The organism is Rhodococcus sp. AD45-ID (assembly GCF_003023755.1).
GTDB classification, from domain to species: Bacteria; Actinomycetota; Actinomycetes; order Mycobacteriales; family Mycobacteriaceae; genus Rhodococcus_F; species Rhodococcus_F globerula.
Window position 1 is genome coordinate 1,288,049 of the sequence record NZ_PYHL01000001.1, and the last position, 22,887, is coordinate 1,310,935.

Sequence of the window (22,887 nt, forward strand, 5' to 3'; positions counted from 1 at the left end):
CTCGCCGCTACGCAAACTGATTGACGGGGAGTCCCAGACCCAGCCGCTCCCGCAGCGTCGGGGCGAGGTTCGGCCTCGGATTGAACGCGGGCAGTACATCGGCGGTGATCTTCGCTGCCCCGGCTGCCAGGGCCAACGGTCGCAGCACCACTCCGTCCAGCCCGGCCGAACCACTGATCTCGCGAAGCAGCGTGGTCAGTCCGCCGGCGTCGCCGCGGTAGAACACCGAGTGCGGCGTGTACGGCGCTCCTGCCCACTCTTCGAGTTCGGCGAGGGCGTCGTCCGCTGCCCCGCGATCGGCACCGAGCAGAACATCGACGTCGAGCAGAACACGAACGGTACGGCCGTTCTCCGCGGCTTTGTCGTGGACCAGCCGGGCGGTGGCCTGCGCCTCACCCAGGTCGGCGGCGGAGATGCGGATGAGATCGGCTCGCTCGGTTGCCAACTGCCGCGCCTGCGGCTTGCTCGCGTCCACCACGATCAGCGGTTGCCCCTGCGGTGAGCGCGGCGTGATGGACGGCCCCTTGACCGAAAAATTCTTGCCCTCGAAATCTATGTAGTGCAGCTTGTCTCGATCGATGAATCGTCCGGTCGGCACATCTCTGATCTCGGCGTCGTCCTCCCAGCTGTCCCACAGCCGGCTGACCACCTCGACGGCCTCCGATGCTTCCTCCCACAGCGAGTGTTCGCTCTGCACGGCCTTTCGGCCGAACAGTGATGCAGCCGCGTCAGTGTCGGATACATCTACCTGCCAACCCGCCCGGCCCGAAGACGAGAAGTCGATACTCGCGATCGCTTTCGAGATGTGGAACGGTTCGGTGTGGGTGACGGTCGCGGTGGGAACCAACCCGATCCGCGAGGTCACGCCGCTCAATCGGGCAGCTGTGGCAACTGCTTCCAGTCGACCACGCGTTGCATGCTGCCCCTGGGTCTGCAGGGCAAACGAATCCGGGAAGAAGGCCAGGTCTACGCCTGCCCGGTCGGCGGCGGTCACCAGGTCCACCCAGTAGGACGAGGTGAACACTTCTTCGGCCCGCGAATCCTCGCGGCGCCACGAATAGGGGTGCACACCGGTGCCCTCGAATTCGAGGCCGATCAGAAATGCTGCGGAATTATGCTCGGACATGTTCGGCCTTTCCGGCTGCGTGGTCCCGCCCGGGGATGGCACCGAGCAGTGTTCGGGTGTAGTCGTGGCGGGGATTGTCGAATATTTCTGCGGTAGTGCCGATTTCGACCAGCTGGCCGGATTGCATGACACCGACGATGTCGCTGATCTGCCGCACTACTGCCAGATCGTGCGAGATGAAGAGGTACGTCAATCCGAGTTCGCGTTGCAACTCGTCGAGGAGCGCCAGAATCTGTGCCTGCACCGAAACGTCCAGGGCGGATACCGGTTCGTCGAGGACAAGCAGATCGGGCTTCAGTGCGAGTGCTCGCGCAATCGCCACACGCTGCCGCTGCCCGCCGGACAGTTCGGCAGGTCTGCGGCTGCCGAACTGCCCGGGCAGGGCAACCTGGTCGAGTAGTTCCGCGGCGCGGGCCTGCTGCTGAATTCGAGTGCCGACTTTGAAGGCACGCAACGGTTCCGCCACGATGTCGACTATCGAGAGCTTGGGATCGAGGGATGCGTACGGGTTCTGGTAGACGAGTTGGATCTTGCGGCGTAGTTCACGCAGATCGCTGCCCTTGACCTTGCTGATATCCGCGCCGTCGAAGGTGATGGTTCCCGAATCCGCCTGCTCCAACCGCACTGCGATGCGCGCCGTCGTGGATTTCCCGGACCCGGACTCCCCCACCAACGACACTGTCTGTCCACGCGGTACGGTCAGCGACACATCGTTGACCGCGGTGATAGCACTGCCTCGTCCGACGGTGAAGCGCTTGGTGATCCCCGCCAGAGTCAGCAACGGAGTTGCGTGCGCTCGGACCGGACGATCGATGGGTCCCGATGACAGGCTCGGCGCCGAACTCAGCAATTTCTTCGTGTAGTCGTGTCGAGGATTTCCCAGAATCGTTTCGGTGGGCCCGGATTCGACGATCCGACCGTCGTGCATCACCAGAATCCGATCCGCGCGATCGGCGGCCACTCCCAGGTCGTGTGTGATGAGGAGAACTGCGGCACCGGATTCGGCGATCCGCTCGTCCAAGTGGTCGAGGATCCGTCGTTGGACCGTGACGTCCAGGGCGCTGGTGGGTTCGTCGGCGATGATCAGTGCCGGGTTCGCGACCAGCGCGATGCCGATCAGAACTCGTTGCCGCATACCGCCGGAGAGTTCGTGTGGGTACTGCCGTGCTCGGATCTCCGGACGATCGATTCCCGCGCGCTCGAGCACCTCGATGGCGTCGAACCGAGCTTTCCGTCGGTCGGCCAGACCGTGAATGCGGAGTACTTCGGCAACCTGATCACCGATTCGGGTTACCGGGTTGAGTGACGTTGTGGGGTCCTGCGGCACCAAACCGATACGCGCACCGCGGATTTTCTGCCAGGCCCGGTCCGAGTAGTCGTCGATCCGTTCGCCCTCGAACTCGACGTTGCCCCCGGTGACGTGTCCGCTGCCGGAGAGCAGTCCAAGAATCGCATGGGCTGTTGTGGACTTTCCGGAGCCCGATTCACCCACCACTGCAACAACTTCACCTCGGCCGACCGTGAAACTCACGCCGTGTACCGCGGGTGCGGCTCCGTAGGAGATCTGTAGGTCGGTAACGGAAAGCAACTGATCCTGCGTTGTCCTCATCGCCGGTTGCTCCTTTCGATCTCGTGTCCGATGCGATGCGCCGAGATGACCACGGCAACAATGGCGAGGCCGGGAAGTGTTGTCATCCACCAGGCATTGGCGAGGAAGTTCCGTCCCTCGGATACCAGCGATCCCCATTCCGGGGTGGGCGGTACGGCTCCGAAGCCCAGGAAACTCAACGCGGACACCGCAAGTACTGCCTGCCCGAATTCGACCGCAGACAATGCGATCACGGGCGCATACGAATTGGGCAGGATATGGCGGCGCAGAACTCCGAGCCACTGCACTCCCGAGCCGAAAGCCGCCTCGACGTACGCAGCGCTGCGTACCCGCATCACCTCGGCACGCATCACCCTGGCAAAGTTCGCGACCATCGCCACACCCACTGCGATCGCGACGTTGATGGTGCCGAAACCCAGCGCCGTGACCAGTGCCAGCGACAACAGCAAGGCTGGAATCGAGAGCAGAACATCGACGATGCGCATCAGCACTGCGTCGACAACCCCACCGACAAATCCTGCAATCAGCCCGATCAACGATCCGACGATCAACGCGAGACCGACGGCCACGAGAGTCGCGGTCAGGGACAGCGCAGCGCCGTGCACAAATCGTGTGTAGAGATCTCGTCCCAGGTTGTCCGTTCCGAACCAGTGTGCCAGGCTCGGTCCCTGCAACTTGTCGGCCGGCACGCCGGATAACGGGTCGCCACTGGCAAATACGCCAGGGGCCACGGCAAAGCCTATGGCCAGAGCCACGATCAGCACCGGAATCAGCAGACCCGGCTTACTGATCCGTCGGATCACCGAAGTTGTCCGACGCGTGGTAGCCGGTGACTTCGCCTCCGGTATCGGATCGAGCAAGAGTGGTTCGATCAACGTGTCAGACATGCGCCGGCTCCAGATCTGTCGAGCTTTCGGACTGTGACTTCCCGGTGTCGGACGTCTTGGCCGAGATAATGCGTGGGTCGATCAACGGATAGAAGAGATCGACCGCCAGGTTGACGAGCACAAATGCCAAGGATGCAAAGACAACCACGCCTTGGACTACCGGAGTGTCCTGCGCCATCACCGACGTCTGAGTCAGACGCCCGACTCCGGCGCGGGAGAACACCGTTTCGACGACCACCGAACCGGCCAGCAGAGTTCCGACCAGCACACCGGCAATGGTGAACGCCGGAATGCTCGCGAGTCGCAACGCATGACGAGTCTGCACGCGCCACCGGCTTGCACCCTTGGCGTACGCGGTCTCCACGTGTGGCGAACGCAGCGTCGACTGCAGGCTGGTCGTGAGCACCTGCGCGATCACGGCGCCAGTCGGGATCGCCAGGGTGATCGCCGGGAGAATAACCGTCGCGAATCCCTTGTCTCCAAATGCGGGGAAGATGTGCAACCGGAACGAGAAAAGCTGCAGCAGAATCAGACCCACCCAGAAGGTAGGCACCGCCACCCCGAGAGGAGGCAGCGAGAACAGCAGGTTCGCGAGCCAGCGCTTACGGGTGTAGGTAGCAAAGAACGCGATCGACACTCCGAACAACACAGCAAGAACCAAACCCGTGGTTGCCAGCACCAACGTGCTCGGCAGCGCCGAGAAGATCGCATCCGTCACCGACTGACCGGTGGAGATCGACGTGCCGAAATCACCGCGCAGCGCATTGGTCAACGAAGTCCAGTACTGCGCCCACACCGACTGGTCCAGGCCGTATCGCGCTCGAAGCTGTTCGAGTGCAGCCTGATCCACCGCCACACCCTGTCCTGCCGACTCCGCAGCCATGCTGACCGGATCACTCGGCAGGAGGAACAAGATCACGAACGAGATGGTGAACGCTGCCCAGAGGACCAGCGCAGCCTGCCCCAGTCGGGCGAGTACGTATCGCGTCATGACTTACTTACCCGACAACCATGCGTCGTAGAACTGCAGACGTGAGGAGGCCTCGAACTTCAGATCCTGCACCGAGGCTCCGGCGCCGACTGCCTGCGACAGTTCGATCGTCGGAATCGAGAGTCCACGATCGATGATCAGTTCCTGTGCCTGAGCGACCAATTCACCGCGTGCCGCCGTGTCGGTGGTTGCGAGCTGCTCCGTCAATACCTTGTCGAGTTCCGGATCGGCGGTGCGCTTGTTGAGGTTTCGACCGTCGATGCCGAATGACGCCCGAAGAATGTCCGCATCTGCACGAGTGGCGTTGTAGTACACAGCATCGTAGTCACCCGAAGTCTGCTTCTCGGTGAGTTCCCCGTTGGACAGCAGGTTGAGCTTCGCATCCACACCCACCTTCCGCAGCTGCTGCTGAACCAGCTCGAGGATTGCCTGGTTTCCGGCGAACGCCGGGCTGAAGGAAATCGCGAAAGTCAGTTTCTGGCCGTCCTTCTCACGCACTCCGTCTGAACCGGCCTTCCACCCTGCCGCATCGAGTAGCTTTTCCGCTTTGTCAGCGTCATAGGTCACGACACCTGATTGATCGGCATAGAGTGGAGTGGTGTGCGCAAGTGGGCTCGTCGCCGGGAAGAACGACGGATCCAGCACTGTGTCGACAAGTTCCTGCCGATTGATGGCGGGGATGATCGCCTGGCGCACAGCCTGATCGGCAAGAACACCGCGGCTCACGTTGGGCTGGAAGAAGAAGCTCACACCAGGATTGGGCCGGGTGAGAATTCGCCCGCCTGCCGCTTCGATCTGCGGAGCGTCCTGCGTCAACGCGTCACTGACCGCGTCCAGTTGGCCGGATGCGACGCTGCCCGCACGCACTCCCGACTCCGGCACAACCGTGAAGTTGACGCCGTCCAGATACGCCTCCCCCTGGTGGCCGGTCACATCCGAGGCCCAGTTGTACCCGGCGCGCTTCTCGATCGCGACCGAGCGATCCTGCTGCCAATCCGTGTAGACAAACGGGCCGGATCCGACAACGGCTGTCCCGGCGCAACGCTGCTCCGACGGTAGTGCCGTGGTCGAGTCCGCCAGAATGCCGAGCTGCGGGGTCGAAGTTGCCTGCAGGAACTGAACATTGGGACCGGAGAAATTGATCTTGGCGGTGTGGGCGTCGACGACCTCGGTGCCCGTGTACGAGGACAGGTAGCTCTTTGCCAGTGAGGCGTTCGGGCCCAGATCCTTGACCACGTCGAAGTTCTTCTTGACCGACTCGGCCGTCACCGGCGTACCGTCACTGAACGTGACATCGTCGCGCAACGTGAACGTGAAGCTTGCCGCATCGGGGCTGATGTCCCAACTCTTTGCCAGCCACGGTGTGATCTCACCCGTCTCCGGATCCTGGTCGGTCAGCGAATCAACCACGGTACGAGTGACATACACGGTCTGATTCGTGCCCGCCTGTGCGGGGTCGGCGCAGGTAGGCGCCGTCGAGAGTCCGTAGCGCAGGGTTCCACCTGACTGGGCCGGCCCGGCGTCGGCGCTGGTGTCGCCGCTGCTGGTGCTGCAACCGGCAAGTACGGTGCCGAGAACCGAAATAGCGCCGATACCAGCGGCGACGGTGACGCGTGAGCGCGCACCGATTGAGCGTGAAGACACCAAGAACTCCTAAAGAGGCATGCGGAAAAGCGCGCTTGTCACCACCGGAGAACGGGGCAAGCAAGCACGAATCAGCTACGAAGAGAAGAGAAAACAGGCTTACCCACGTACGGGAGCCTCGAGAGACTGACCAGGGTCAACTACGACGGCAAACATCGCGGCCATGGTCAGTGAGTACAGAACGATCCTGCTGTGCGGCACAGGTCTACGTGACGACGCGACCACGCGGTATCGAAACCGCCTTCAACTGCCTTCATTACTTCATTCCTCCATCGATCCTGGCGGTAGCACCCTCACGCGATGACGCGAAGGGTTGCTGCGACTTCATTGAGCCAGGTCTCTCTGTCGCTCGAGATGGTCTTTCGCAAGTCTACGAGATGATCGCGAGTTGTCAACCCGTCCAGTAGGAATTGCAGGCTACGCCACATTTTCGGGAACCCCGCCGCGCTCATGCCGATACCCGCCGGTCGTAGTCATGCCGTACCTGCAGCTTCTTCTCGAATGGATGAATCCCCACCTCGAGCGGTGATAGTGCAGTGTCGTACAGCGGTGCGTAGCCACAGGACAAGTAGAGCGCGACCGCTTCGGGTTGGCGCGGACCGGTTGTGAGATAGACCCTGCGGTATCCCCGAGCTGCTATCTCGGACTCCAACTCTCGGACAACGATCTTTCCGAGGCCACGCTGACGAAAGGACGCTGACGTCCAGATTCTTTTCAGTTCGGCAGTGGTGGAATCGAATTGGCGAAACGCGCCACCGGCGATGGCTTGATCGCCGAGCGTGAGAACCAGCAGCGCTCCGTGCGGAGGCGCAAATTCCTCGGCCGGATAGGTGGTGAGATCCTCGAATATCTCGTCACGCGTACCGCCGTATCGCGAACTGTATTCCAGCGCCAATTCCGCGATGAGCGGCGCTGCCAGCGGATCGTTCTGCGACACCGACCGCACCTCTACGCCGCCGATTCCCGCAATCTCGACACTCATGTGATCTTCCTTTCGGTTTCCTTGCGCCGCATTCACCGCACCCCTAACTGGAATTGCTGCGGCGACAGAGCATTTCCTTCCACCAGATCAGCCACCAGCTCACCCAACGCCGGCCCGAATTTGAATCCGTGTCCGGAGAAACCTGCGGCGACGGTGATCGCACCGACCCTGTCGATCACAAAATTGCTGTCAGGTGTGCTGGTGTACAGGCAGGTCAGGGACTCGACCTGCGTCGAATCGACACCCGGCAACCACGCTTCGGCATAGTCGACCAGACGCTGTTCGCCTGCGATGTCGGGCGTGTAGCTGCGAGTCTGCGGAGTCACCTCGGGCCCCGTCGCATGCTCGCCGATCTTGATGCCGTCTTCGGAACCGAGCCCGTAGATCCCGGCTGTGTCCAGCTCTGCACCGGGATGATGGACAAAGCTCGGCCACGCCGTTCCCGGATCGAGTGGCGCAAAGTGTGCCGGTTGTTCTTGCGTCGTACGCAAAGTCGGCAACACGACCGATGCGCCGAGGTCGCTTCGCCCGATCAATTCCGCGGTCCACGCGCCGGCGGCAATAACGACGTGCCGCCCTCGCAGCGTCCCGCCCTCCGTGATCACGTCGACGCCGTACGACGCCTCGGCAACTGCCAGAACGCGCGTGTCGTGGCGGACGTCAGCTCCCTCGAGTCGCGAACCCGCTTCGAGGGCGACGACAGCGCGGTCCGCGTGCAGCCTGCCCGCGTCGGGGTGATGGAGGACTGTCGTGTCGAATCGCAGCCCCGGCCAGCGGGCCGACGCTTGCGCAGGAGTGAGGATCTCACCCTTGATGCCCGCTTCGACAAGTACCCGCGACTTGGTCAGTACCGCAGCGGGCAGCCCGTGATCAACGGCGCCCGTCAGTTCCAGAAACCCGATGTCCGTTGTGGTTTCCAACTCCCGCCACAGCGGAAGAGCCGACGCTGCCAGCCCGGTGTACAGGTGATTGTCGTAGGCCTGCCGGTAAATACGTGACGTGCCGTGTGACGCACCGTGCTTGTGCCCCGGCGCGAACTGCTCGAGCTGTACGACGCTGTGCCCGCGCGCCGCGAGCCGCCACGCGGCGGAGGACCCGACAAGCCCTCCGCCGATGACGATCACATCGACTATCTCACTCATCGACGGATACTCACTTGGTCTTCGGAAGACCGGGCGGGTTGATCAGCGACGTGTCGACGGCTTCACCGGTAATGTTCCAGCGTTCGAGAATCTGCTGGTACGTACCGTTCTCGATGGTGTGGTTGATGGCGTCGTTAATAGCCTTGATCAGTCCGTTGTCCTTCTTCACCAGCACAGCGATCTGACCTTGCAGGGTGTCACCCGCACCGGAGAACTCACCGACCACCTCGGTTTCACCCGACTGCTTGGCATGGAACTGCGACGACGGGTTCGGTCCGAAGTAGGCGTCGATGCGACCGGACTGCAGCGGGAGGTAGTAGTCGGTTGTGTTCTGGTAGTACGAGATGTCGGTTGGTGCCAGGCCGGCCGCGACATTCTGCTCGTTCCACTTGACCAGCAGCGCTTCCTGATTGGTGCCGGAACCCACCGCGATCTTCAGACCGGCAATGTCCTTGGGCTCGGTGATGGATACCCCGGCGCCCTTCTTGGCCTCGAATGCGAGGGTGTCCAGGCGATAGGTGGCAAAGTCGTACTTCTCCTTACGCTCCTCTGTGACAGTCACATTGGAGAGGAACGCGTCGGCTTCACCGGAGTCGATCCGGACGAAGTTCTGTGCCCAGTCAGCCGTCTGCAGGTCTATCTTCAACCCGAGTACATCACCGATCAGGTAGGCGAAGTCCGTTTCGGAACCGATGAGGGTTTTGTCATCGTCGGCGTAGAAGCGAAGCGGCGGAGCGGATCCGGCGCTACCGGTCACTCGCAGCGTGCCGCTGTCACGGATTTCCGCAGGAAGCTCGGCAGCGATGGAATCGACTTTCGCTGTGGTGATGCGATTCTGCTCGGCCGTGAGGTTGTAACCCGCGGCGGCGGTGCCCTGGCTACCCTCGGACTCTGCGTCCGCACTGCTGCACGCGGCGCTGAGCAGTCCGACTGTGGCGAGAGCCGAGATCAGGAAAGTCGCGCGGCGGGATCGGGAGAACATCAGTGTGTGCCTTTCGGAAAATGTGTCTGAGCGTCAGAGAACGCGGGAGAGAAAAGCTTTGGTCCGTTCGTGGACGGGATTGTCGATCACCTGCGAGGGCGGGCCCTGTTCGACGATGACGCCGCCGTCCATGAAGACTGCGGTGTCCGCCACCTCGCGGGCGAACCCGACTTCGTGCGTGACGATGATCAACGTCGCACCGTCACGGGCAAGCTGGGCAAGAACTTCGAGAACTTCACCAACCAGTTCCGGGTCCAGTGCCGACGTCGGTTCGTCGAAGAGAATCACAGCCGGTCGCAGTGCCAGGGCTCGGGCAATGGCAACACGCTGCTGTTGGCCACCGGAAAGTTGACGCGGATACTCATCAGCTTTGTCTCCCACACCCACTCGTTCGAGCAGAGCCCGCGCCTCTCGGTACACGTCGTCGCGATCACGCTTCTGTGCCGACAGCGGGGCTTCCACTACATTTTCCAGAGCAGTGAGATGGGGAAACAGGTTGAAGTTCTGGAACACAAAACCGATGTGCGAGCGCTGCTTCAGGATTTCGCGATCGCGCAGTTCGTGTAGCCGATTTCCCTTGCGCCGGTATCCGATCAGTTCCCCGTCGATCCGTACTGTTCCCCGGTCGACCTTCTCGAGATGATTGAGGGTGCGCAGCAGCGTGGACTTTCCCGAACCTGACGGCCCGAGAATAACGGTCACCTCGCCCTTGCGGACCAGGAGATCAACGCCGGCAAGTACTTCCAGCGCGCCGAACGACTTGTGGATGCCACGCGCCTCGACGGCATAGACGTTGTCTTCGAGCAATTCCGCGGTCATCGGGTCACGCCTCTCGGAATGTCGAGACGCGCATCACGAATCTCGTTGAATTTGTTGCGCGCCTTCTGCAGAGGCGTCAGCGGGAGAGCCCTAGCGGAGCCGCGAGCGTAATGACGTTCGACGTAGTACTGGCCGATGGAGAGCAACGTCGTGAGAATGATGTACCACAGTGTTGCAACCATCAGGAGCGGCACCACTCGTCCGTTGCGCCCGAAGATGACCTGTACTTGGTAGAACAGTTCGGCGATTGCCATGGTCGAGACGATGGACGTTCCCTTGAACAGTCCGATCACCTCGTTCGCGGCGTTGGGAAGAATTGCCCGCATCGCTTGCGGCAGAATGATCTTGAAGAACTGGCGCCGGCGCGGAATCCCCAGCGAATGAGCGGCTTCGATCTGACCGTGATCCACCGAGATGATGCCCGAGCGGATGATCTCCGCGGAGTACGCAGCCTGATGCAGCGCCAAACCGATGACAGCTGCGGTGAATCCGCCGATGACGCCACTGGTCTGGAACGTGAAGAACTCCGGCCCGAACGGTATTCCGAGAGAGAGCGTTTGGTAGAGGTAGGTGATGTTGAACCAGAAGAGCAACTGCACGATCAGTGGGATCGAGCGGAACGCCCAGATATAGGTCCAGGCGATCACCTGCAGAACCGGATTATTCGACAGTCGGCCAAGTGCCAGCACGACTCCGAGACCGAACCCCAGGATCGTTCCCCACAAGGTCAGTTTGATCGTCACCCACAAGGCGGCAAGCACCGATTTCGCGGTGAAGTACTGCGCGAACGTCGGCCAGTCCCAGCCGGGATTCACCACAAGACCGTGGATGAACTGGGCCAGCAAGATCAGCACTATCGCACTGACCACCCATTGGAACGGATGCCAGGTGCGGGCAACAACAAGCTCCGAGTCGGGAAGCTGCGGCTCGGCTACCGACTTCTCGGGACGAATCTCGGTCGGCGCGCTCACAGCGCACTGCCTGACGGAGTGGACATCACAAAATAGACCTTTCGGAAAATGGGAATGCTGCGCGACGAATTTCTGGTGCCGAGAATTTCGGTCAGCGACAGTGACACGACGCGGTACGACGCAGGTCGATGTGACGTCGACGGTGCGGTGCGTACGCGTTCGAACCGGCGCACGAAGCAATACCGGCGCAGCGAGTGATACCCATGCGATGCCTTCCATCGGTCCTGGCAGAAAGCACCCGCTCCCGATCACTCGGGGGGTTGCTGCGACGTCGATGAGCCAGGTCTCTCGGTCGCTCGAGATGGTGAGCAAAGACTAGACGCTGAATCCACGGTCGTCAAATGTTGTATTTCCCTGCGAGACAAGGGAAATAGTGGTCCATGCGCGTTGAAATCAGGCTGATCGCAAGACTCCCGAAAGCGGCGAATGCAGTGTTGGATGGATGAGCCGTATCCGATGCCCCGAGCCACCGCTCGTCCCCGAATCACCCTGCAGTACCGTCTGCGGAGTGAGCGGACTGGACGCATTTTTTATTCTCGTGGCAGGTATCGGTGCCGGGGCGATCAACGCCGTGGTGGGCAGTGGAACCCTGATCACGTTCCCCACACTCGTGGCTTTCGGCATGCCTCCGGTCACTGCGACGATGTCCAATGCCGTCGGCCTCGTCGCCGGCGGCGTTTCGGGCACCTGGGGTTACCGACGCGAATTGTCGGGACAATGGGACCGGCTTCGGTGGCAGATTCCGGCGTCGCTGTCCGGGGCGCTACTCGGCTCGTGGTTGCTGATGCACCTACCTGAGAAGTTATTCGAGACGATCGTTCCGGTATTGCTGATCCTGGCGCTCGCTCTTGTCCTTCTCCAACCACGCATCCAGGCCTGGGCGAAGAAGCGCTCCACCGAAGAGACAACGTTGTCGACCTCGAGGTTGATGCTCCTGACCGCCGGCACGTTTGCAGTCGGTATCTACGGCGGCTATTTCACCGCCGCCCAGGGCATCCTCCTGATCGGTGTGATGGGTGCCATCCTTCCCGAAACCCTGCAGCGAATGAACGGCGCGAAGAACCTGCTCTCACTGCTCGTCAACATCGTCGCGGCGGCGATGTACATCAGCTTGGCTTTCGACCAGATCAATTGGGCAGCAGCCGGTTTGATCGCAGTCGGCTCGCTCGGCGGAGGGGTACTCGGTGCCCGCTACGGGCGACGCCTGTCCCCCACCGCGCTGCGGTACACGATTGTCGTCGTCGGCCTGATCGGACTGTGGCGTCTGCTCGCTTGATCGCCCACGTCGGGCGCGGTTCCCACATACTTGAGACATGACCACAACCGCGAATGAACCCCAGTGGACCTACCTCATGGACATGGACGGAGTCCTCGTTCACGAAGAGCACTTGGTGCCGGGAGCGGACACGTTCCTCGCCGAACTGGCATCGAACAACATCCCGTACATGGTGCTGACCAACAACTCGATCAGAACTCCGCGAGACTTGCGGGCACGCCTACTCAACTCCGGTCTCGACATTCCGGAGAAGTCCATCTGGACGTCAGCGCTGGCGACCGCCACCTTCCTCGCAAATCAGCGACCGGGAGGCAGCGCGTATGTGGTCGGCGAATCGGGCCTGACCACGGCGCTGCACGACATCGGATACGTCCTGACGGACAGCGATCCCGATTACGTCGTCCTGGGAGAGACCCGCACCTACTCGTTCGAGGCGATTACCACCGCGATCAGATTGGTCGAGCGAGGCTCGCGGTTCATCGCCACCAACCCTGACGCCACCGGACCGTCGCGGGACGGCTCGCTACCTGCCACCGGTTCCGTTGCCGCCTTGATCACCAAAGCCACAGGGCGCGACCCGTACTACGTCGGCAAGCCGAATGCCCTCATGATGCGATCAGCATTGCGGTCCATCGGCGCTCATTCCGCCAACACCTTGATGATCGGCGACCGGATGGACACCGACATCGTGTGCGGCCTGGAGGCGGGCTTGCAGACCATCCTTGTCATGACCGGGATCTCGACACCGGCGTCCGTGGAGCTGTATCCCTACCGCCCCACCATTGTTCTGGAATCCGTCGCCTCCCTTGTCGGAAATACAACGGACCCTTTTCGTAGCACTAAGTAAAGATAATTCGGACATATCGCCTAAATAGAACGGGTAGTTAACCAGCCGAATGAATAACGCAAAACAAAGGAAACGTAAAACCTTTGTCGAGTTGGACAAACGGGAGAATTCTTCAAGGTTGAACTAACGGATTGGTGACTAGTCGCAGGTAGGCGGCTTTTCCCAGCTCAAACGTAAAATTTCAATTTGGGCGAAATATTCTTTTCAAAACCGGTAACGAATCGTTTGCCATGGCTGATACTCATTTCTGAACGACCCAATTCGGACTCCCCAGAAATGAGCTCTCCATGAAGAAACAGACAAAGGGTGCAATTGCGGCAGCAGCCGCGGGCGCACTACTCCTCGGCGGCGCAGGTTCACTCGCGTACTGGAGCGACAGTTCGACGATCGGCGGAAACACCATCACCGCCGGCGAGCTGCAAATCGCAGATTGCGTCGCAGCTGCAGGCACCAGTGGATGGGCGTCGACGAACCCGACGACCATTGCCATTCCCACCGCAGACCTTGCTGCATACAGAATCGTCCCGACCGAGGTGCTCGAGTACAACTGCACCACATCGATCACCGCAATCGGCGATCGATTGAACGCCGTCATCGAGGCGGATCCCGCTTCGATCACAGCTGGCACGACAGCGGCAACCGGCGCCACTGCCGGGGAGCTCCTCGCCAACATCGATGTCGAGACCACTGTCACCGTCGACGGCAATGTCGTGACCGCTGCGAGCCCCCTGACAGAAGCCAACAACGGCGACGCGGTGGCCGTCACAGTTGTCATCACATTCGCCAACGTGAACGACCTTGTTGCTCAGGGTGCGTCGATCAACTTGACGGATCTCGCGCTCAAGATCGAGCAAACAGCCATCAATCCCTGAGGCTGCGAAACCGTGAGAGCTAAAGCCTGGGGGGCACTCGCAGGTGCGTCGGTCATCGTGGTGATGTTTGCATCAGCACAACAGACCGGCGCCCTGTGGCGTGCCGAGACTCCAGTGTCCGGGCTGCAAATGACAGCAGACACGTTGGTCCTACGCCTGGGCGCAGATTACGCGAGTGCTACCGAGAGTTACACGATGACTGGTTTCGGAGGTACCGCCATGAGTCTTGGCGCCTACTCCCAGAAACCCATCACCATCGCGAACCGCACTCCGATGATCGTGCAATACGAATTGACCTCGGCAAGCCAGTCGCAGCCGGAACCGAAACTCAATCTCACGGTGTGGCAGGTAGGCAGCAATGCCGATTGCCCCACAACCGGAACGCCCACCGGCACGCAGCTCTACACCGGGACCCTGACTGCGGCCAAGTACCCTGCGACTCCGCTACCGACACCCAGGCCCACTCTTTCACCGAACACGTCGTCAACGTGGTGTCTGCGAGCGACCGTCAATGCAAGTGCCGCACAAGGTCAGTCGACTACCGCAACCTTGAACTTCAAGGGCACACAATTCGTTCCCCCACGCACGCAGCCGTAGTGAGGATTTTGATGGACGCACAGCACCGCGCACAACGAAGCGGACCTATCTGGTGGATCACTTCCATTGCCAGCTGGCTGCTTCTGCTTGTCCTCAGCGCGCTGATCATTGCAACAATCGTGGTGCCGTACCTTGCTGGGGCGCAGCGATATACGGTTCTGACAGGCTCGATGTCGCCGACCTACAAGCCTGGTTCCCTGATTGTCGTCAAGGAAGCAGACGCAAACGATCTCGCGATCGGAACTCCCATCACGTTTCAGTTGGAGTCCGGAAAGCCGACTGTCGTGACACATCGCATCGTCGCCATCAGTGAGAACACCCGCGGCGAACGAGTTTTCACCACGCAGGGAGACGCCAACTCCATTCCGGATGAAAAACCGGTAATCCCGGAACAGATCAGAGGGAAGGTCTGGTACAGCTTTCCGTATCTCGGATACGTGCACAGCTGGCTGACCGGGGAGCAACGCAAGATCATCCTGAGCATTGTTGTCACCGCTCTCGCCGCTTATGCCGTCTATATGTTTGTCAGTGGAACGCGTGAGGGCCGCAGAGACCGACGCAATCGCGCCGCGAATGTCGACGACGTTCAGATGTCTGACGATATCCAGCTATCCGAAACAGCCACCGCGTCACACAACGAAAGCGCCGGACATGTCACGACACTCTGAAAACACGCCCAGCAGAGTTCGAATGATGCTCAGTAGTGCGCGGGTTCGCGCACTACTCGCACTCGGGATGGTTCTGGGAACAGGTGCGGTCGGAACCATGGCTGCGTGGACCGACACAGCCACGGCAACCTCGGGCGCTTTCAGTACGGGAACCATCGATCTCCAACTGAACGGAAACCAAGGAAACCCCACCGCATACGCATTCACAGCGCTCACCAAAGCCAATATGTCTCCGGGACAGAGCATTGCAGCCATGCTGCCAGTTCAGAACAAAGGGTCTGTAGCCTTCACCTACACCGCCAATACAACATCGACGACGTCTACCCTCGCTCCGTACCTGAAAGTCTCGACGTACTCGGGAGGGACCGCAGCCAATGCCAGCAATGTCGGAACCTGCAGTGGAACGTCGATCATCGCAAATACGTCCCTCGTGAACGGGGGTACAAGCGCAAACATCATCGGCACTCGTTCACTGCCCGCCACCTCCGGCGTCGACGACATCTGCTTTCTCGTGACTTTGGACGCGGCAGCGCCGACGACAGTCCAAGGCACCACTGTGACAGTTACATTCAACTTCACTGCAACGTCGGTGTGAGCGCGCCATGACCCGAGAGAAGCATTCACATCGACGCGGTCGCGTTCGGGATCTCGCGCTCACGATCGGCGCATGCGCCGGAGTTCTGTGCATCGTGATCGCGGCGGCGGGCCTGTTTCTGGGGATCAAGCCGCTCGTCTTCCGATCGGGCTCCATGGAACCTGAAATCAGCACAGGTGCACTGGCTTTCTCTCGATCAACACCTGCCGATGAGATCGCCGTCGGTGACGTTGTCAGCGTGACCAATACTCAGGGCACTCGGATTACCCACCGCGTCGACAGCATTGCTCCGCAGGCTGCGGGCGTAGTACTGACTCTGAAAGGTGACGCGAACGCCGAGGCTGACATCGAGACGTACTACGTCACAACCGTTGATCGAGTTCTGTTCAGCATGAACAAACTTGGCTACCTCGTGTCCTGGGCATCCGGACCGATCGGCGTCTTCCTCGGCGGTGTTCTCGCCGGAATCCTGCTGATGATCGCGTTCAGGCCCGGTGGGCCTCGACCGAACCGCCCGGAGCCTCCGACTGGCGAAAGCATCGAGACGACAAACAGACCCGTTATCTCTTCACCATCGGATACCCCTTCGCGTGCAACCCGATCGGGCACGCTCGTGAAAACCACGATTGCCGGAGCAACTCTGGTGTCACTGTCACTCGGTATTGCACAGACGACGGGAACCGCTGCGGCATTTCAGGACACGGCACGCGCCCAGTCGACATTCACCGCCGCAAGCGTCATAGCTCCGCGGGTCCCGAGCGCAACCTGTGCCACCACTGGCGGTCTCTTTGGTCTGTTAACGACTGTCACTCTCACTTGGACCGCGCCTAGTGGTACCGGCCCATACACATACAAAGTCATCGTTCGAAAGAACGATACGCCGACCTCGACCGTCACCGTGGACAATATCAGCAGCCTCACCACGACGATAGCCGTCGGACTCTTCGGTTTGCTTGCTGACGGTGCATATACGGCTGAGATCTATACCAAGGTCGGCACGCAGATATCGACCGCATTCTTCCCTGTTCCTATCTCCGTTGCTTCGCTTGTCGGAACCAAATGTGTCAAAGAGGGCGCACAGACCGTTCCGGCAGGGTTTGCCGCCCGCCTGGCGCCCGCCGCGGCTCCCGAAACAACGTCGACGACTACGGCCGCACCCACAACGTCGTCTGCCGGAGAAACGACAACAAGCACGTCGACCTCCGCAACAGAATCATCTCCGACACCGACGACCCCTCCTCAAACGACAACTACCGCAACCACAACCACAACCACCGAAACAACAGCAACACAGACCACGACCTTGCCGACCACAACCACAACCACCCTGCCAACTACTTCGACAACGACTGCAGTTGTCCCAGTTGGGGATCCCAGTGACTCGGGCACCTATTTCGCTGCAATAGTGACTGGCGAATCAGGCCGGTTTGCTTCGATCACCGACTCGTCGGGAACCGAGATCTTCCGCACCGCAGTTGGCCTCGACGACGAATTGCATTGGCTCACTGGCGCTGACGAATTGTGGATACTCGGATCCAGCGGACCTCGTAAGGTCAGTAAGATCGCAGGGCAGTGGACGTCCACCTCGCCCACAGGTGAACTCCCCGCTGAAATTGCTGCGCTGGTGAGCAAATGAAGAAACAGTGGAAAGGCGCCCTGGCGGCCACCGCGGCGATTGCGGTTCTTCTCGGCGGAAGTGGCACGCTTGCTTCGTGGAACGATTCCGCAACTGTGCTCTCCAAGACGGTTACTGCCGGCACCCTTTCCCTCGGACCATGCACCGTGGGACCTGGCGGACCCACTGCAACGGGGTGGTTCTATCGCAACTACGATACTGCCCCCTATACAGCGATCCCAGACATCTCGACCTTCCGAACCTTTCCCGGCCAGGACGTCTATTACTCCTGCAATTCAAAAGTATCCGCCACCGGTCCTCGCCTGCGGGCCGACGTAGTCGCACAGACCGGAACAATCGGCGGCGCCCTGGCGCCGTACTTGGACGTGAACGTCTTCCTGTCCGACAGCGCCAACGCGGACATCACAGACTTCACGAGCGACTACAACGGACAGGTCATCAACGTCATCGTTCTGTTCCAGTTCATGCGGAGCAATGACAACGGTGGTCAGAATCAGAGCGTTTCGATTCCGTCGTTCAAGCTGGTCACGCAACAACAACCGATCGGATAACACAAAATCGCTCTGTTCGTCTGAGTGCACGAACAGAGCGATTTGGTCTTGCGTCGACAACTAGCCGAGGGCTCGCTTCAGATCAGCCAACAAATCGACAGTGTCTTCGAGCCCGACGGACAGACGCACAACGCCGTCTGTAAGACCCACTGCTGCACGGCCTTCCGGACCCATGGCCCGGTGCGTCGTGGTCGCGGGGTGGGTGATCAAGGACTTGGAGTCACCGAGGTTGTTCGAGATGTCGATGACGCGCAGGCCGTTGAGAACCTCGAACGCCCGCTTCTTGCCCTCGCCGTCAGGCGCATTGAGCTCGAACGTGACAACTGTTCCGCCGCCGCTCATTTGAGCCTTCGCGAGTTCATGCTGCGGGTGCGAAGTCAGGTACGGATACTTGACCCACTTGACGCCCGGGTGCGCTTCGAGGAATTCGGCGATCTCGAGGGCCGACGCCACAGAGTGCCGGATACGAACCGGCATGGTCTCGAGGCCCTTGAGCAACGTCCAGGCGTTGAACGGGCTGAGCGCAGGTCCGGTGTGCCGCATCAGTTCCCGAACGGGACCGCTGATGTACTCCTCGGTTCCGAGGATCGCACCACCGAGGACGCGGCCCTGACCGTCGATGTGCTTGGTGCCGGAGTACACCACGACGTCGGCGCCCAAGTCCAAGCTTCGCTGCAGGAGCGGCGTCGCAAAGACGTTGTCCAGGACTACCTTTGCACCGGCGGCATGAGCGAGTTCGGATACGCGTCGTACGTCCACCAAAGATTGCATGGGGTTGGACGGTGTCTCGAAGAATACTGCCGTGGTCGGTACCGACAGCGCTTCTTCCCACTGCGCATTGTCTTCACCGTCGACAAAAACAACCTCGACTCCCCAGCGCGGGAGGATTTCGTTGCAGACGACAAAGCAGGAACCGAAGAGGCTGCGAGCAGCGACCAATCGGTCACCGTTGCCCAGCAGTGCTCCCAACGCCGTGAATACGGCGGACATTCCGCTGGCCGTCGCAAAGCACGCCTCTGCGCCTTCGATGAGGCGCAGACGCTCTTCGAACATCTTGACCGTCGGGTTGCCGTAGCGGGAGTAGACAAAATGGTCTACTTCGCCGGTAAAGGCTTGTTCGGCGGCTTCTGCACTCTCGTAGACAAATCCGGAGTTGAGGAACAGTGCTTCGGAGGTTTCCTCGAAGCCCGTTCGCATCAATCCGCCGCGGACACCGAGCGTGCCAAGACCTACGTCGTCCGGCAACGCTCGTTGAAATGCGCCGCCCTGGGGAATTCCGCTCACTGCTGCCTCCACGGCAGGCCGATGGCCCGCCAACCTACAACTCCACGATGTCCGTCGGCATCCAAACCGCCTTCGAACCCGTCGAGCACGTTGTACGACGGACCGATGCCCGCCGCTGTCGCACTTTCTGCGGCCCCGATCGATCGCTGACCGGATCGACACAGGAAGATCACGGGTTTCCCGGAGCCGGGAACAACACCGGATTCCTTCAACTCGTCGACGAAGTTGTCGTTGCGTGCACCGTTGGGGTAGCTCACCCATTCGATCTGCACAGCCGAGTTGCCGAGGGACGTGACGTCGGGGATACCGACGTACTTCCACTCTGCGTCGGTGCGCACGTCGACGAGCACTGCCTCGGGGTTTTCGCGGAGCAGCTCCCAGGCTTGCTCCGGCGTCAGATCGCCTGCGTAACTCACGTTGTCCATGTTTTCACAAGACCGGATTGTGTGGGCGATCAGGTGCAGATATCCCAGCCTTCACCGTCGCGCGTGAGTGTCCAGACCTCGACGCGCTGATCCTGGCCGCCACCGGAGAGCCGAACATCGACAGTCGCGCGGTCGCCGCTGACCACAGATTCGTTGATGCCCTGCATCTCGACGTCACCTTCGGTATCGGCGAGTGGTCCGGTCTCCGGATCGAAGTTTGTGCAGGTAAGGCTCTGGAGCGTCTTGGTGTCGTTCTCGTTGTGAGCTGCGACGTAGTCCGCGACCACACGGCTGATGCGGTCCTCTTCGCTGACGTTTTCCTCAGCCGGGGACATCCAGGACGAAATGAAGATTCCGCCGAGGATCAGCGCGACAATTGCCACTGCCAGGATGAACGGCCCGGCCGATGCTGTCTTGCTTTCGGAATTGCCGGAATCGTCGCGCTGGTCATTCATGAAACCAATACTCCCCCACAAGCTCAGCTTGTGGCCCGTCAAGTAGCGGACCCCTACCGCTTCGAACCGCACTTGCAGGAGAATTGAAAGAAAGAAACGGTTTACCGACGCCCGTTGGGGTGAAAGTGTGAACCGGGTCGAACCGCAAACACTCCACGGTGCTTAGGTTCGGCTAAATTGGATACTTGTCGATACGTTGTCCGAACTTCGAAGAAGGTAGCTGTCTTTACGATGACTGACTCCAACCGCCCACTCCGGGTCGCGATCGTCGGCGCCGGCCCCGCCGGCATCTACGCCGCCGATGCCCTCATGAAGTCCGATACCGCAGTCTCCGGCCGCGGTGTCAGCATCGACCTCTTCGAGCGCATGCCAGCGCCCTTCGGTCTCATCCGCTACGGCGTCGCACCTGATCACCCGCGCATCAAGGGCATCATCACCGCCCTGCACAAGGTCCTCGACAAGCCGCAGGTCCGCCTCCTCGGCAACATCGACTACGGCACCGACATCACCCTCGACGACCTCCAGTCGTTCTACGACGCCGTCATCTTCTCCACCGGCGCCAATGCCGACCGCGCCCTCGGCATCCCGGGCATCGACCTCGACGGCAGCTACGGCGCCGCCGACTTCGTCTCCTGGTACGACGGCCACCCCGACGTCCCCCGCGAATGGCCCCTCACCGCAGAGAAGGTCGCCGTCCTCGGCGTCGGCAACGTCGCCCTCGACATCGCCCGCGTCCTCGCGAAGACCGGCGACGAACTGCTCCCAACGGAGATCCCCGCCAACGTCTACGAGGGTCTCAAGAACAACAAGGCCATCGAGGTACACGTCTTCGGACGACGCGGCCCCGCGCAGGCCAAGTTCACCCCTCTCGAACTGCGTGAGCTCGACCATTCCCCGACCATCGAGGTCATCGTCGACCCCGAGGACATCGACTACGACGAGGGCTCCGAGCAGGCTCGCCGCAACTCCAAGCAGGTCGACATGGTCGCGAACACGCTGCAGGACTGGGCAATCCGCGACGTCGGAAACCGCCCGCACAAGCTGTTCCTGCACTTCTTCGAATCCCCCACCGAGGTTCTCGGTGAAGACGGCAAGGTAGTGGGCCTGCGCACCGAGCGCACCGCACTCGACGGCACCGGCAACGTCAAGGGCACCGGCACCTACAAGGACTGGGATGTTCAGGCCGTGTACCGCGCCGTCGGCTACCTGTCACAGAACGTCACGCAGCTGCCGTTCGACGACCAGGCCGGCACCGTCCCCAACGACGCCGGACGCGTCGTCGCCGACGACACCGCCGAAGGCGCAGCCCGGTTCATGCCGGCCACCTACGTCACCGGCTGGATCAAGCGCGGCCCCGTCGGCCTCATCGGCCACACCAAGGGTGACGCCAACGAAACCGTCGCGAACCTCCTCGAGGACTCGGCCAACTTCACCGGCGCCGCACACCCCGACGAGAACGCCGTCATCGAATTCCTCGAAGGCAAGCAGGTGCCGTACACGACGTGGCAGGGCTGGTACCGCCTCGACGCACACGAGCGCAGCCTCGGCGAACCCGAAGGCCGCGAGCGCATCAAGGTCGTCGAGCGTCACGACATGCTGAAAGCCTCGGAGCCCGAGAAGGCATAACCACAGGCATCACAGACAGACCGGCCCGATATGACCGAAATTCGCCACGTAGCGATTCAGGTCACATCGGGCCGGTCTTCTGTTCGAGGTCATATTGACAGCGTGCAAAATGAATGACGTGTTTGACGCCCATGTTCACATCATCGACCCGCGCTTTCCGCTGGTCGAGAATCACGGTTACCTGCCCGAGCCGTTCACCGTCCCCGATTACCGGTCCAGGGTGGCGACTCTCGAGGGGCTGAGTGTGGACGGTGGAGCAGTGGTGACGGCGTCGTATCAGGGCACTGATCAGGAGTACCTCAAAACGGCACTCGCGGAACTCGGCCCCGGCTGGGTTGGCGTCACGGCACTCGGTGACGACGTCACCGACAAAGAGATAGTCGACCTCGACGCACTCGGTGTTCGCGCAGTCCGATTCAATCTCCGACGCGGCGCAACAGATCTGCGTCAACTCGCGGACCTGGCAAACCGGGCTTTCGATTTGGCCGGCTGGCACGCCGAGTTCTACGTCGACGCGACGCTACTTCTCTCGCTCGAACCAGTTTTCGCGAAGCTTCCGGCCGTGTCGATCGACCACCTGGGCATGTCGACGCGCGGCCTGCCGTATCTCCTCAACCTCGTGGACCGCGGAGTCCGAGTCAAAGCCACCGGATTCGGACGCACGACCATCTCCGACGTCGGCGACGTGCTCCGTCAAATCCACGCTGTCAATCCCCAGGCACTGATGTTCGGCACCGACCTGCCAGGCACCCGCGCCCGCCGGGCCTTCGAGATCCACGATCTCGATGTGATCGCCGACGCCGTCGGGGACGATCTTCCGGCCGTGATGGGTGGCAACGCCCGCGCCTGGTATCGGTGTGAACGAGCCAGTGCTCACGCCCGAAATGCTGCTCACTCCTGAA

At 61.1% G+C, this 22,887-nt stretch carries 24 protein-coding genes and 1 riboswitch; of the genes, 10 read left to right on the forward strand and 14 right to left on the reverse strand.

Annotated features, from left to right (window positions below):
- Positions 1 to 7 precede the first annotated feature (7 nt).
- The 11 genes from C7T36_RS05875 to C7T36_RS05920 all read right to left on the reverse strand — a co-directional run bounded on the left by C7T36_RS05875 (position 8) and on the right by C7T36_RS05920 (position 11,153).
- Entirely contained in the window at positions 8 to 1,126 is a 1,119-nt protein-coding gene (locus C7T36_RS05875; protein ID WP_045064042.1) for an LLM class flavin-dependent oxidoreductase, read from the reverse strand.
- On the reverse strand, positions 1,113 to 2,735 hold the full coding sequence (locus C7T36_RS05880; RefSeq protein WP_045064044.1) for an ABC transporter ATP-binding protein: 1,623 nt from the start codon (positions 2,733 to 2,735) through the stop codon (positions 1,113 to 1,115). Before C7T36_RS05880 ends, C7T36_RS05875 begins: the two co-directional genes overlap by 14 nt.
- Entirely contained in the window at positions 2,732 to 3,622 is an 891-nt protein-coding gene (locus C7T36_RS05885) for an ABC transporter permease (protein WP_045064046.1), read from the reverse strand. The genes C7T36_RS05880 and C7T36_RS05885 overlap by 4 nt, the downstream gene beginning before the upstream one ends.
- Positions 3,615 to 4,613: an ABC transporter permease gene (locus C7T36_RS05890; RefSeq protein WP_033235628.1), complete on the reverse strand. Its 999-nt coding sequence runs from the start codon at positions 4,611 to 4,613 to the stop codon at positions 3,615 to 3,617. The genes C7T36_RS05885 and C7T36_RS05890 overlap by 8 nt, the downstream gene beginning before the upstream one ends.
- Before the next feature lie 3 nt (positions 4,614 to 4,616).
- Positions 4,617 to 6,257 carry an ABC transporter substrate-binding protein gene (locus C7T36_RS05895; protein ID WP_045064048.1) on the reverse strand — a complete coding sequence of 547 codons (1,641 nt, stop codon included), beginning with the start codon at positions 6,255 to 6,257 and terminating at the stop codon, positions 4,617 to 4,619.
- Between the two features lie 167 nt (positions 6,258 to 6,424).
- Positions 6,425 to 6,514, reverse strand: coding sequence for a putative leader peptide (locus C7T36_RS30745; RefSeq protein ID WP_317823110.1), 90 nt, complete (start codon positions 6,512 to 6,514; stop codon positions 6,425 to 6,427).
- Between the two features lie 9 nt (positions 6,515 to 6,523).
- Positions 6,524 to 6,618: riboswitch (SAM riboswitch) on the reverse strand.
- Positions 6,619 to 6,705: 87 nt separating this feature from the next.
- Complete coding sequence (locus C7T36_RS05900; protein WP_033235630.1) at positions 6,706 to 7,239, reverse strand: GNAT family N-acetyltransferase; 534 nt, start codon at positions 7,237 to 7,239, stop codon at positions 6,706 to 6,708.
- A 32-nt stretch (positions 7,240 to 7,271) separates the two neighbouring features.
- The gene (locus tag C7T36_RS05905) at positions 7,272 to 8,381 is read right to left on the reverse strand and encodes an FAD-dependent oxidoreductase (protein WP_045064050.1); all 1,110 of its coding nucleotides are present in this window, start codon (positions 8,379 to 8,381) and stop codon (positions 7,272 to 7,274) included.
- 10 nt (positions 8,382 to 8,391) lie between these two features.
- Positions 8,392 to 9,363, reverse strand: coding sequence for an ABC transporter substrate-binding protein (locus tag C7T36_RS05910; RefSeq protein WP_033235632.1), 972 nt, complete (start codon positions 9,361 to 9,363; stop codon positions 8,392 to 8,394).
- 33 nt (positions 9,364 to 9,396) lie between these two features.
- Positions 9,397 to 10,182 (reverse strand): amino acid ABC transporter ATP-binding protein, encoded by a 786-nt coding sequence (locus C7T36_RS05915; protein ID WP_045064053.1) that lies wholly within the window; start codon positions 10,180 to 10,182, stop codon positions 9,397 to 9,399.
- Entirely contained in the window at positions 10,179 to 11,153 is a 975-nt protein-coding gene (locus C7T36_RS05920) for an amino acid ABC transporter permease (RefSeq protein ID WP_045064055.1), read from the reverse strand. Before C7T36_RS05920 ends, C7T36_RS05915 begins: the two co-directional genes overlap by 4 nt.
- A 508-nt stretch (positions 11,154 to 11,661) precedes the next feature.
- Here C7T36_RS05920 and C7T36_RS05925 point away from each other — a divergent pair.
- The 8 genes from C7T36_RS05925 to C7T36_RS05960 all read left to right on the forward strand — a co-directional run bounded on the left by C7T36_RS05925 (position 11,662) and on the right by C7T36_RS05960 (position 18,195).
- The gene (locus tag C7T36_RS05925) at positions 11,662 to 12,429 is read left to right on the forward strand and encodes a sulfite exporter TauE/SafE family protein (protein WP_045064058.1); all 768 of its coding nucleotides are present in this window, start codon (positions 11,662 to 11,664) and stop codon (positions 12,427 to 12,429) included.
- Between the two features lie 37 nt (positions 12,430 to 12,466).
- The gene (locus C7T36_RS05930; protein ID WP_033235637.1) at positions 12,467 to 13,276 is read left to right on the forward strand and encodes an HAD-IIA family hydrolase; all 810 of its coding nucleotides are present in this window, start codon (positions 12,467 to 12,469) and stop codon (positions 13,274 to 13,276) included.
- Between the two features lie 287 nt (positions 13,277 to 13,563).
- Positions 13,564 to 14,148, forward strand: coding sequence for an alternate-type signal peptide domain-containing protein (locus tag C7T36_RS05935; RefSeq protein ID WP_033235638.1), 585 nt, complete (start codon positions 13,564 to 13,566; stop codon positions 14,146 to 14,148).
- 12 nt (positions 14,149 to 14,160) lie between these two features.
- Positions 14,161 to 14,745: a hypothetical protein gene (locus C7T36_RS05940; RefSeq protein WP_045064060.1), complete on the forward strand. Its 585-nt coding sequence runs from the start codon at positions 14,161 to 14,163 to the stop codon at positions 14,743 to 14,745.
- An 11-nt stretch (positions 14,746 to 14,756) separates the two neighbouring features.
- Positions 14,757 to 15,413, forward strand: coding sequence for a signal peptidase I (locus C7T36_RS05945; protein WP_084702398.1), 657 nt, complete (start codon positions 14,757 to 14,759; stop codon positions 15,411 to 15,413).
- 22 nt (positions 15,414 to 15,435) lie between these two features.
- Positions 15,436 to 16,008, forward strand: coding sequence for a SipW-dependent-type signal peptide-containing protein (locus C7T36_RS05950; protein ID WP_239654595.1), 573 nt, complete (start codon positions 15,436 to 15,438; stop codon positions 16,006 to 16,008).
- Positions 16,009 to 16,015: 7 nt separating this feature from the next.
- The gene (locus C7T36_RS30015) at positions 16,016 to 17,644 is read left to right on the forward strand and encodes a signal peptidase I (protein ID WP_045064064.1); all 1,629 of its coding nucleotides are present in this window, start codon (positions 16,016 to 16,018) and stop codon (positions 17,642 to 17,644) included.
- On the forward strand, positions 17,641 to 18,195 hold the full coding sequence (locus tag C7T36_RS05960; RefSeq protein WP_052683305.1) for an alternate-type signal peptide domain-containing protein: 555 nt from the start codon (positions 17,641 to 17,643) through the stop codon (positions 18,193 to 18,195). Before C7T36_RS30015 ends, C7T36_RS05960 begins: the two co-directional genes overlap by 4 nt.
- Positions 18,196 to 18,255: 60 nt before the next feature.
- Here C7T36_RS05960 and C7T36_RS05965 read toward each other — a convergent pair whose 3' ends face one another.
- Genes C7T36_RS05965 through C7T36_RS05975 form a run of 3 tightly spaced genes read right to left on the reverse strand, consistent with a single transcriptional unit; the run spans position 18,256 to position 20,359 of the window.
- Positions 18,256 to 19,479 (reverse strand): O-succinylhomoserine sulfhydrylase, encoded by a 1,224-nt coding sequence (locus C7T36_RS05965; RefSeq protein WP_175393502.1) that lies wholly within the window; start codon positions 19,477 to 19,479, stop codon positions 18,256 to 18,258.
- Entirely contained in the window at positions 19,476 to 19,895 is a 420-nt protein-coding gene (locus C7T36_RS05970) for a rhodanese-like domain-containing protein (protein WP_033235808.1), read from the reverse strand. The genes C7T36_RS05965 and C7T36_RS05970 overlap by 4 nt, the downstream gene beginning before the upstream one ends.
- 38 nt (positions 19,896 to 19,933) lie before the next feature.
- Positions 19,934 to 20,359, reverse strand: coding sequence for a hypothetical protein (locus C7T36_RS05975; RefSeq protein ID WP_045064066.1), 426 nt, complete (start codon positions 20,357 to 20,359; stop codon positions 19,934 to 19,936).
- Between the two features lie 231 nt (positions 20,360 to 20,590).
- Here C7T36_RS05975 and C7T36_RS05980 point away from each other — a divergent pair, with 231 nt between their 5' ends.
- Both C7T36_RS05980 and C7T36_RS05985 read left to right on the forward strand, forming a co-directional pair.
- Positions 20,591 to 21,985, forward strand: coding sequence for an FAD-dependent oxidoreductase (locus tag C7T36_RS05980; RefSeq protein ID WP_033235643.1), 1,395 nt, complete (start codon positions 20,591 to 20,593; stop codon positions 21,983 to 21,985).
- Between the two features lie 118 nt (positions 21,986 to 22,103).
- On the forward strand, positions 22,104 to 22,886 hold the full coding sequence (locus C7T36_RS05985) for an amidohydrolase family protein (protein ID WP_045066598.1): 783 nt from the start codon (positions 22,104 to 22,106) through the stop codon (positions 22,884 to 22,886).
- The last annotated feature ends 1 nt before the right edge of the window (position 22,887 follow it).

What these genes read in the sequence shown, in the direction of transcription:
- C7T36_RS05875 (WP_045064042.1), bottom strand. Translation starts at nt 1,126, where the DNA reads ATGTCCGAGCATAATTCCGCAGCATTTCTGATCGGCCTCGAATTCGAG.
- C7T36_RS05880 (WP_045064044.1), bottom strand. Translation starts at nt 2,735, where the DNA reads ATGAGGACAACGCAGGATCAGTTGCTTTCCGTTACCGACCTACAGATC.
- C7T36_RS05885 (WP_045064046.1), bottom strand. Translation starts at nt 3,622, where the DNA reads ATGTCTGACACGTTGATCGAACCACTCTTGCTCGATCCGATACCGGAG.
- C7T36_RS05890 (WP_033235628.1), bottom strand. Translation starts at nt 4,613, where the DNA reads ATGACGCGATACGTACTCGCCCGACTGGGGCAGGCTGCGCTGGTCCTC.
- C7T36_RS30745 (WP_317823110.1), bottom strand. Translation starts at nt 6,514, where the DNA reads ATGAAGGCAGTTGAAGGCGGTTTCGATACCGCGTGGTCGCGTCGTCAC.
- C7T36_RS05900 (WP_033235630.1), bottom strand. Translation starts at nt 7,239, where the DNA reads ATGAGTGTCGAGATTGCGGGAATCGGCGGCGTAGAGGTGCGGTCGGTG.
- C7T36_RS05905 (WP_045064050.1), bottom strand. Translation starts at nt 8,381, where the DNA reads ATGAGTGAGATAGTCGATGTGATCGTCATCGGCGGAGGGCTTGTCGGG.
- C7T36_RS05910 (WP_033235632.1), bottom strand. Translation starts at nt 9,363, where the DNA reads ATGTTCTCCCGATCCCGCCGCGCGACTTTCCTGATCTCGGCTCTCGCC.
- C7T36_RS05915 (WP_045064053.1), bottom strand. Translation starts at nt 10,182, where the DNA reads ATGACCGCGGAATTGCTCGAAGACAACGTCTATGCCGTCGAGGCGCGT.
- C7T36_RS05930 (WP_033235637.1), top strand. Translation starts at nt 12,467, where the DNA reads ATGACCACAACCGCGAATGAACCCCAGTGGACCTACCTCATGGACATG.
- C7T36_RS05935 (WP_033235638.1), top strand. Translation starts at nt 13,564, where the DNA reads ATGAAGAAACAGACAAAGGGTGCAATTGCGGCAGCAGCCGCGGGCGCA.
- C7T36_RS05945 (WP_084702398.1), top strand. Translation starts at nt 14,757, where the DNA reads ATGGACGCACAGCACCGCGCACAACGAAGCGGACCTATCTGGTGGATC.
- C7T36_RS05950 (WP_239654595.1), top strand. Translation starts at nt 15,436, where the DNA reads ATGATGCTCAGTAGTGCGCGGGTTCGCGCACTACTCGCACTCGGGATG.
- C7T36_RS30015 (WP_045064064.1), top strand. Translation starts at nt 16,016, where the DNA reads ATGACCCGAGAGAAGCATTCACATCGACGCGGTCGCGTTCGGGATCTC.
- C7T36_RS05960 (WP_052683305.1), top strand. Translation starts at nt 17,641, where the DNA reads ATGAAGAAACAGTGGAAAGGCGCCCTGGCGGCCACCGCGGCGATTGCG.
- C7T36_RS05975 (WP_045064066.1), bottom strand. Translation starts at nt 20,359, where the DNA reads ATGAATGACCAGCGCGACGATTCCGGCAATTCCGAAAGCAAGACAGCA.
- C7T36_RS05980 (WP_033235643.1), top strand. Translation starts at nt 20,591, where the DNA reads ATGACTGACTCCAACCGCCCACTCCGGGTCGCGATCGTCGGCGCCGGC.